At 68.7% G+C, this 1,461-nt stretch carries 1 protein-coding gene; it reads right to left on the bottom strand.

What is annotated here, in order from left to right; translation table 11 throughout:
- Positions 1 to 1,461, bottom strand: a 1,461-nt coding sequence (locus ACLJWH_RS41930) for a type I polyketide synthase (protein WP_411147067.1), incomplete at both ends; no start/stop codon positions are given.

The following is a 1,461-nucleotide window of genomic DNA, read 5'->3' as shown; positions in this document are numbered from 1 at the left end:
TCACACACCTCATCAAACGCCTCCGCAAAAACCCGAAAACGCCCATACAACTCCGCACCCATCCCCACCCGCTGCGCACCCTGACCACCAAACAAAAACCCCACCCCACCCGACACCCCAGCCCCAGACCCAGCCCCAGCCCCAGCCCCAGCCCCAGCCCCAGCCCCAGACGACACACCAACCAACCCAGCCAACAACTCCGCCCGACCACCACCCACCACCACCGCACGATGATCAAAAACCGCACGGGTGGTGGCGAGGCTGCATCCGATGTCGGCCGGGTCCCAGTCGTCCCGCCCGGCCAAGTGGTCACGCAGCCGCTCCGCCTGGGCCCGCAGCGCCTGCGGACTCCGACCCGACAGCACCCACGGCACAGCGGACAGCCGCGCGGCGAGCTGCGGCCGGGCAACGTCCTCCGGCGGAGCCTGCTCGATGATCACGTGCGCGTTGGTACCACTGATCCCGAACGAAGAAACACCCGCCCGCCGCGGACCCGTCGCGTCCCACGGCTGGGACTCGGTCAGCAGCCGCACCGCGCCACTGGACCAGTCGACATGCCCGGACGGCTTCCGCACATGCAGCGTCGGGGGCAGCACACCGTGCCGCATCGCCATCACCATCTTGATGACACCACCCACACCCGCGGCCGCCTGCGTATGCCCGATATTCGACTTCAACGACCCCAGCCACAACGGCCTCTCCCGCTCCTGACCATAAGTCGCCAACAGCGCCTCGGCCTCGATCGGATCACCCAGCCGCGTGCCCGTACCATGCGCCTCCACCACATCGACATCCGCCGGACCCAACCCCGCATCCCGCAACGCCTGCCTGATCACCCGCTGCTGCGAACGGCCATTGGGCGCAGTCAGCCCATTCGACGCACCATCCTGATTCACCGCCGAACCCCGCAACACCGCATGAACCCGATGCCCATGACGCCGCGCATCCGACAACCGCTCCAGCAGGACCAAGCCTGCTCCCTCGCTCCAGCTGGTGCCGTCGGCGTCGTCGGAGAAGGACTTCGAGCGCCCGTCGGGCGACAGCCCGCGCTGCCGGCTGAACTCCAGGAACATGCCGGGCGTCGACATCACGGTGATGCCGCCGGCGATCGCCAGCGAGGACTCGCCGGAGCGCAGCGCCTTCGCCGCCAGGTGCAGCGCCACCAGCGAGGACGAGCACGCCGTGTCCACCGTCATCGTCGGACCGACGAAACCGAGGGTGTAGGCGACCCGGCCTGCCATGACGCTGGCGGTGGTACCGGTCAGCAGATGGCCCTCGACGCTGTCGGGCGCGGCGTGCATGGGTGGTCCGTAGTCGCCCGCGGTCGCGCCGATGAAGACGGCGGTGTCGCTGCCGCGCATCGACTGCGGATCGATCCCCGCATGCTCGAACGTCTCCCACGCCGTCTCCAGCAACAACCGCTGCTGCGGATCCATCGCCACCGCCTCACGCGGCGAAATA

Source organism: Streptomyces sp. x-80, assembly GCF_046549095.1.
Taxonomy (GTDB): domain Bacteria; phylum Actinomycetota; class Actinomycetes; order Streptomycetales; family Streptomycetaceae; genus Streptomyces; species Streptomyces celluloflavus.
Note: the sequence above shows the minus strand (reverse complement) of the source record. Positions and strands in the feature narration are given on the sequence as shown.